Annotated in this window: 8 protein-coding genes; 1 reads left to right on the top strand and 7 read right to left on the bottom strand. The window is 53.1% G+C overall.

Going from position 1 to position 6,561, the window contains the following annotated elements; genetic code table 11:
* Window positions 1–112: 112 nt before the first annotated feature.
* From ACPLUI_RS09425 to ACPLUI_RS09450, 6 genes are all read right to left on the bottom strand, one after another.
* On the bottom strand, window positions 113–559 hold the full coding sequence (locus tag ACPLUI_RS09425; protein WP_424660009.1) for a CD1247 N-terminal domain-containing protein: 447 nt from the start codon (window positions 557–559) through the stop codon (window positions 113–115).
* A gap of 126 nt (window positions 560–685) precedes the next feature.
* A complete protein-coding gene (gene efp / locus ACPLUI_RS09430) occupies window positions 686–1,243 on the bottom strand; it encodes an elongation factor P (RefSeq protein ID WP_424660010.1) in 558 nt (185 codons plus the stop codon).
* Window positions 1,244–1,314: 71 nt separating this feature from the next.
* Window positions 1,315–2,391, bottom strand: coding sequence for a M24 family metallopeptidase (locus ACPLUI_RS09435; protein ID WP_424660011.1), 1,077 nt, complete (start codon window positions 2,389–2,391; stop codon window positions 1,315–1,317).
* On the bottom strand, window positions 2,375–2,836 hold the full coding sequence (gene aroQ, locus ACPLUI_RS09440; protein ID WP_424660012.1) for a type II 3-dehydroquinate dehydratase: 462 nt from the start codon (window positions 2,834–2,836) through the stop codon (window positions 2,375–2,377). Before aroQ ends, ACPLUI_RS09435 begins: the two co-directional genes overlap by 17 nt.
* Window positions 2,837–2,911: 75 nt before the next feature.
* Entirely contained in the window at window positions 2,912–4,282 is a 1,371-nt protein-coding gene (locus ACPLUI_RS09445; protein WP_424660013.1) for a TldD/PmbA family protein, read from the bottom strand.
* Window positions 4,283–4,349: 67 nt separating this feature from the next.
* Complete coding sequence (locus ACPLUI_RS09450; protein ID WP_424660014.1) at window positions 4,350–4,562, bottom strand: hypothetical protein; 213 nt, start codon at window positions 4,560–4,562, stop codon at window positions 4,350–4,352.
* 154 nt (window positions 4,563–4,716) lie between these two features.
* On the opposite strand from ACPLUI_RS09450, the gene ACPLUI_RS09455 reads away from it, so the two are divergent.
* Window positions 4,717–4,998, top strand: coding sequence for a DUF3243 domain-containing protein (locus tag ACPLUI_RS09455; protein ID WP_424660015.1), 282 nt, complete (start codon window positions 4,717–4,719; stop codon window positions 4,996–4,998).
* Between the two features lie 89 nt (window positions 4,999–5,087).
* On the opposite strand, the gene ACPLUI_RS09460 is transcribed toward ACPLUI_RS09455, so the two are convergent.
* Complete coding sequence (locus ACPLUI_RS09460) at window positions 5,088–6,488, bottom strand: TldD/PmbA family protein (RefSeq protein ID WP_424660016.1); 1,401 nt, start codon at window positions 6,486–6,488, stop codon at window positions 5,088–5,090.
* Window positions 6,489–6,561 lie beyond the last annotated feature (73 nt).

A 6,561-nucleotide genomic window follows, 5' to 3' on the forward strand; every position in this document is an offset into this window, starting at 1 on the left:
CTACCCTCCACCTCTTTTCCCCTGCTACTTTTCCTACAGTAATTTTACTTTAACGTTGACACCGCAGCACCGGTTCTCTGATGATGAAAAAAGGTTTCGGCTTGACCGAAACCTAAAGATCATCTTCATGCTCCACCTGCGCACGCCCTTCGAGCGGTTCGGGCTCATCGGCGGAAGCAAAGGTTTCATCATTAACGAAGACCACTTCATCGCAATTGGGACAGGTTACTTCAATCACATCTTCATCATCGACAATATCGCGGTCGAAATAAACGAGTTCCCCGCAGCGCGGGCATTCCACTTCCATATAGTCGTCCTCATCGATGCCCGGGCGGTCTTCATAAATCTCATCTTCCAGGGAATAAAGATCTTCATCAATGCTTTCCACATAATCCTCCAGCTGTCCCTGGGCTTCCTGCAACTCGTTAAAAGAATCGGCAAAATCTCCCAGAACATCGATGATACTTGAAAGCAACCGGCCCTCCTTACTTTCCTTTTCAAGGTCCATACCCGCGGAAAGACCCTGCAGGTAAGCCACCTTGGATTTAAGGTCCTCCATTTAAAAACCCCCTTTGGTTTGATAAGTACCCAACTGGACTGTTATAGTATTGCTCTTTTCCGGGGGTTTTTAAACATATATTTCCTCGGGGCAAGTCATCCCTTCCTGCAACAGGCGACCTACCCTTTACGCCCGCTTGATATATTGACCGGTTCGGGTGTCTATTTGCAAAACATCGCCAACTTCAACAAAGAAGGGAACCTGTACGACATAACCTGTTTCCAGGGTAGCCGGCTTCGAGCCTCCGGAGGCGGTGTCTCCCTTGATACCCGGGGGCGTGTCCACCACTTTTAACTCCACAAAGTTCGGCAAGTCCACGCCAATTGACTTACCCTGGAACATGAGGAGATTGATGGTCATGTTTTCCTTCAGAAAGTTAACCGCATCTCCAAGCTGTTCCCTGGTCAGGGAGAACTGGTCAAAAGTTTCCATATCCATAAAATTGTAGCTTGTCCCGTCATTATAAAGGTACTGAACTTCACGCCGCTCCACATGGGCACGGGGTATCTTTTCGCCTGCGTTAAACGTTTTTTCAATTACGGCCCCGGTACGCAGGTTTTTGAGCTTCGAGCGTACAAAGGCCGCCCCTTTTCCGGGCTTGACGTGTTGAAATTCAATCACCTGGTACACTTCGCCGTCCAGATCAATGGTTAATCCGGTTCGGAAGTCGTTGGTGGAAATCACGTTTAGCTAAACCTCCCTTTGATAATAATATCCATATAAACTAAAATTACCCCTCCATATTTAAACGGGATTTAAACGGGAACCACAGGCAGAGGGTCCTTTGGGGCACTGGTAAGAATACGGCACCCCTGTTCCTCCACTACCACCATGTCTTCAATCCTTACACCACCCCAGCCCGGAAGGTAAATGCCCGGTTCCACAGTGATGACCATACCCGGTTGCAGCACAACTTCACTCTTTTGGGATACGGAAGGTTCTTCATGTACCGCCAGTCCCACGCCGTGGCCGGTACTGTGGCCGAAGTTTTCCCCGTAACCAGCAGAGGCAATCACTTCGCGTGCTGCCCGGTCAACTTCACAGGCCTTCACCCCGGCTCGCACGGCTGCCAGAGCAGCCCGCTGGGCGGCCAGAACCAGATCGTAGATTTCTTGCTGGCGGGGATGGGGCGAACCCAGCACGACCGTCCGCGTGAGATCGGAATTATAGCCTCCGTACAGGCAACCAAAATCCATGGTTACCATTTCCCCTGCGCGAATAACCCGGTGGGAAGCCACACCATGGGGTAAAGCTCCACGGGGACCGGAAGCGACAATAGTATCAAAGGCGCTTTTACTGGCACCCAGGCGGCGCATAAAACATTCCAGCTCCACAGCCACATCCCATTCAGTAACACCGGGCTTCAAGCAGTCAAGAATGTGTTCAAAAGCCCGGTCGGCCAAAGCCACTGCCCGGGACAAAAGCTCAATTTCCTCCCGATCTTTTACCTGCCTTAACTCCTCGACCAGACCGTGGAGAGGTGCAACAGGAATATTTTCCAGTTTCTCCTGCAGCGTGATTACCTGTTTATAACTAAGAAAATCTCCTTCACAGCCCAGCCGCTCGACCCCCCAGTGGGGCAGTCTTTCAGCAAGCGCCTCATATAGAGATCCTTGAAAACCGACCACCTGACAAAAAGAACACTGTTCCCTTGCCTGTTCAAAATAGCGAAAATCAACCATCAAATAAACCTGCCGTTCAGTAACAACCAGAGCACCGGCAGAACCGGTGAAACCACTCAGGTAAAAGAGGTTTTCCGGGCGCATCACCAAAAATGCATCTACATTCTCTTGAGCAATCCTGGCCAGTAGACGTTTAATCCTGCCCTGCATGTCCTTGCCCCCTGCTCCGCGCCAGTTCTACTGCGGCCCTGAGTGCCAGCTGGTAACCGAGCATGCCCAGGCCGCTAATCTGACCGGCGGCCACCGGAGCAATCACTGAATGGTGACGGAACTCTTCCCGGGCGTAGATATTAGAAAGATGCACTTCAATTACAGGCAAACCAGTTGCTGCCACAGCATCTCTCAATGCAATGCTGTAGTGGGTATAGGCACCGGGGTTAAAAATCACTGCATCCTCTGCACCCACCGCCCGGTGAAGCCTGTCCACCAGCTCGCCTTCGTGATTGGACTGGTAAAACGCTATCTCCACGCCCAGTTCCCCGGCCAGCTCTACAAGGGAAGAGTTGATCTCGTCCAGGGTGAGATTACCGTAAACCCGGGGCTCGCGGCGTCCCAGTAAATTTAGATTGGGGCCGTTCAGGACCAGTATTTTCATCTGAAACACCGTCCTGCCTGAAGAGGATCGCAAAAAAAATTTTACCATAAGCAAGCATAATTGCAAAGCCCGTTCTTAGTGACCACTTATGGACATCGCAGCAACCCTGATGGTCGGCGCCCCCCGTCCCCCAAAAAAGGTCAGGTTACTGGCTACTCCATCCACCTGCTTGAGTAAATCGAGAAGATTGCCGGCGATGGCCACGCCACGTACAGGACGGGTAAGCTGTCCGTTTTCAATTAAAATCCCCGCCGCTCCTACGGAAAAATCACCGGAAATGGGGTTCGCCGTGTGCATCCCCAATACTTCGGTTACATAGAGACCCTGGTGGGTATCACGAATCAGGTCCTCATGGGAAATCGTCCCCGGCTGGATAAAAAAGTTGGTTGTTCCCACTTCGGGAGGGCTCTTGAAGGAGCCGCGCACTCCGTTACCGGTAGATTTGACCCCATCCTTAGCAGCCGTATATGTATTATGTAAGAAGCCGCGCAGAACTCCACCTTCAATTAAGACCGTACGCCCCGTGGGCACGCCTTCACCGTCAAAAGGAGCTGAAGCCAGACCTCCGGCCAGAGCACCGTCGTCAATGATGTTCACAAGCGGGGAGGCCACCGCCTGTCCCACCTTGCCGGCGAAGAGCGAACGGTTCTTTTGGACGGCTTCAGCCGTAAGACCCGGACCCAGAAGCCCCAAAAAACCCGTCACCACATAGGGCTCCAGAATCACTGTCGCCCGCCGGGTGGTCACCGGTTTAGCCCCCAGCATGCGCACAGCCCGCTCTGCGGCTTCCCGTCCCACCCTGCCCGGGTTCAACCGCGCAAATTGCAGCCCGTAATCCATCGCAAAGCCTGTCTGGCTATCATTGTTTTCTTCAGCGACCACGGAAATATACAGCCCGCAGTAGGCACTCCGGTAACTGGCCTCTATACCCCGGCTGTTCACCAGGGTAACCTCTAGTTCAGCATCATGGTAGGCAGCGCTTTCAATGATTTTTACCCGCGGGTCGAAATCCCGGGCTGCTCTTTCCATAGCCCTGGCCAGTTCGATTTTTTCTTCCACCGTGGCCTTTCGGATGGCCGGGTCATAAAGGTCCAGTTCAGGGTACCTGGAAGCTGGTTCGGGCAACACCCGGTAAGGGTCAGGAGCCGCACTGGAGGCATTGCTCACCGCCTGGCTGACAATATCCTCAACGGCCGTTTTTGTTAGATCGGTTGTAAAGGCAAATCCGGCACTGTTGCCGACCATCACCCGCAGGCCCAGGCCCCGGTCCTGCGCCAATTTCATGGTTTCAACCCGCCCGTCCCGTATTTCAACAACCAGCTCCTTGCCGGCATTCAGGTAGGCTTCAGCCTGGTCAGCCCCCAGGCTGGCAGCACGTTCCAGAGCGAACCGGGCAATTTCCACAAAGTCGGCCAATGCAAATCCCACTCCTTTCCACGTCAACATAAGTATTATTCAATACCCGCTAACCTATTCCTTTAGAAACCAATAAAAAAAGCTGCCTGCCGGCAGCCTAGTGTACATAAAGACTGGTGGTGAGATCAAATATACCTTTCAGGGATACCGGTGCAAGTTCCTGTACTGAAGCTTCCACTATGGTGGCCGGGTCCAGCATGGCCAGAATGGCTACCCGCTCCCCGGTACTCTGTTTGGTATAAAAACCAAGTATACAGAACTGCATATCTTCACCGCATACCTTGCAGGTAACGATATCACCAATTTTCATGCAGCCTACCCCCTGGATGAGGCCTTTTAGGTTTCCTTTGTTACCATATGCCGCTGCTTGCGAAGGTGTGTATCCCTTTCCTTGAATAAAACAGCGAGAAAAGGAACAAAATAGAAATAAATCCATACATTTATCAGAAAGGAGCGTATCATAATTGGATATTCGCCAGGTAAGTACGGACTGGGATAATTGGAAACGTTTCTTGGGTCAGGCGGTAGAATTTGCGGAGGAACTGGGCATTTCCCGGGACCGCATTGTAAATCTGGCCCAGCAGGCGGGTCAAGTGCTGGCCGATCACGTACCTCCAGCCAACCCGGAACAAAAAGTGCTCAAGGAGCTCTGGCAGGTAGCCGACCAGCAGGAAAAACAGGTAATTGCAAACCTGATGACCAGACTGGTTTCCGAACGACCCGCGGGCGGTTACACCGCGTTATAGATTCGGTCCTCGAATTAAAAGATACCAGGAAAGGGACGGATAAAACGTAATGTTCCGTCCCTTGTCCCTTTATGTTTGTAAGTGCGGTTTTACAGCCTGCGGATTTTGCCAGTACCACCCACAACGAGCTCCTTGATAGCCATGGTAGGCTGGGCATCGCTAACCGGAACACCCTGCCCGTCTTTGCCGCAGGTACCGATGGTAAAACCAAGATCCCTGCCGATCATTTCCACAATCCTTAATACCTCAGGGCCGTTGCCCGTCAAAGTTGCCCCCCGTACCATGGGACCGACTTCACCGTCCTGAATCAGGTACCCTTCGGCTACATCAAAGACAAAATCTCCGGTGGTAGTATTCACCTGGCCACCACCCATTTTCTTGACCAGGAGGCCATTTTTAACCTCCCTGATGATCTTCTCCGGGTCCATCTTGCCCGGAGCTATGTAGGTATTGCCCATGCGGGGGATGGGTTTGTGCTGGTAGGACTCCCGGCGGCCGTGACCGTTGGACATTCTTCCTTCCCGTGAAGCGGTGAGCCGGTCGTACATGTAGTCGGTAAGCTCACCATTTTCAATGAGGGTCACTTTCCGGGCCGGCACACCCTCGTCATCAAAACGGTAGGAACCGTAATGGCCGGCCATGCTGGCGTCATCGATAACGGTAACGATGTCGGCCGCCACTTTTTGCCCCTTTTTGCCGGCATAAACAGAAAGCTTCTTTTGCACCAGATCCGCCTCCAGGCCGTGGCCGCAGGCTTCGTGCACCATGGTGCCTCCCGCCTCCCCGGCCATAACCACGGGCATTTTACCGCTGGGGGCCTCTTTAGCCTTGAGCATCTCCACGGCCCGGCGGGCCGCAACTTCTGCGACAGTAGCCGGGGAATAACGTTCCAGCAACTCAAAGCCCGCTAAACCGCCCACAGCCTCGTAACCCGTTTGAATGGTCGACCCCTCGGCAGCCACCACCTGCACCATCAGGCGGGTACGGATACGCTCATCTTCCACATATTCGCCGGCGCTGTTGGCAATGACCACTTTCTGGACCACGTCCCCGTAGGCCACCATCACCTGCTTGATCTTCTCCACATCCACGGCCCGGGCAGCTCTGTCAGCTGCCTGGACAACTTCCACCTTGCGTTCCGCCTTGACCGCATCAGGTCGTTCCACCACGGCAAAATCAACCAGCGGCCGTACCCGGCGCAGATCCAGGTGATAATCCTTCTTCTCCCCACGGGAAGCATGACTGACGATACGGGCGGCCTCGAGGAGGCCTTCCTTGCTCAGGTCGTTGGTATAGGCATAGGCTGTGGAATCCCCGTTGAGCACCCGAATGCCGGCACCCATATCGATACCCGAATGGACCCGCTCAACCTTGCCGCCTTCGAGACCAACACCCGTGGATTGTCTGTGCTCGACGAATACATCTGCAAAGTCTCCCCCGCTGGACAGGGCGAGATCCAGAACTTCCTTCAACAACTGTTCATCGACCAAGGGGATCACCTCTTGAGCTGAATTAATCAATTCAAATCATATTTTAATAAAAAATTAACAATCTATACCTGTT

Source organism: Desulfofundulus sp. (assembly GCF_049701015.1).
GTDB lineage: Bacteria > Bacillota > Desulfotomaculia > Desulfotomaculales > Desulfovirgulaceae > Desulfofundulus.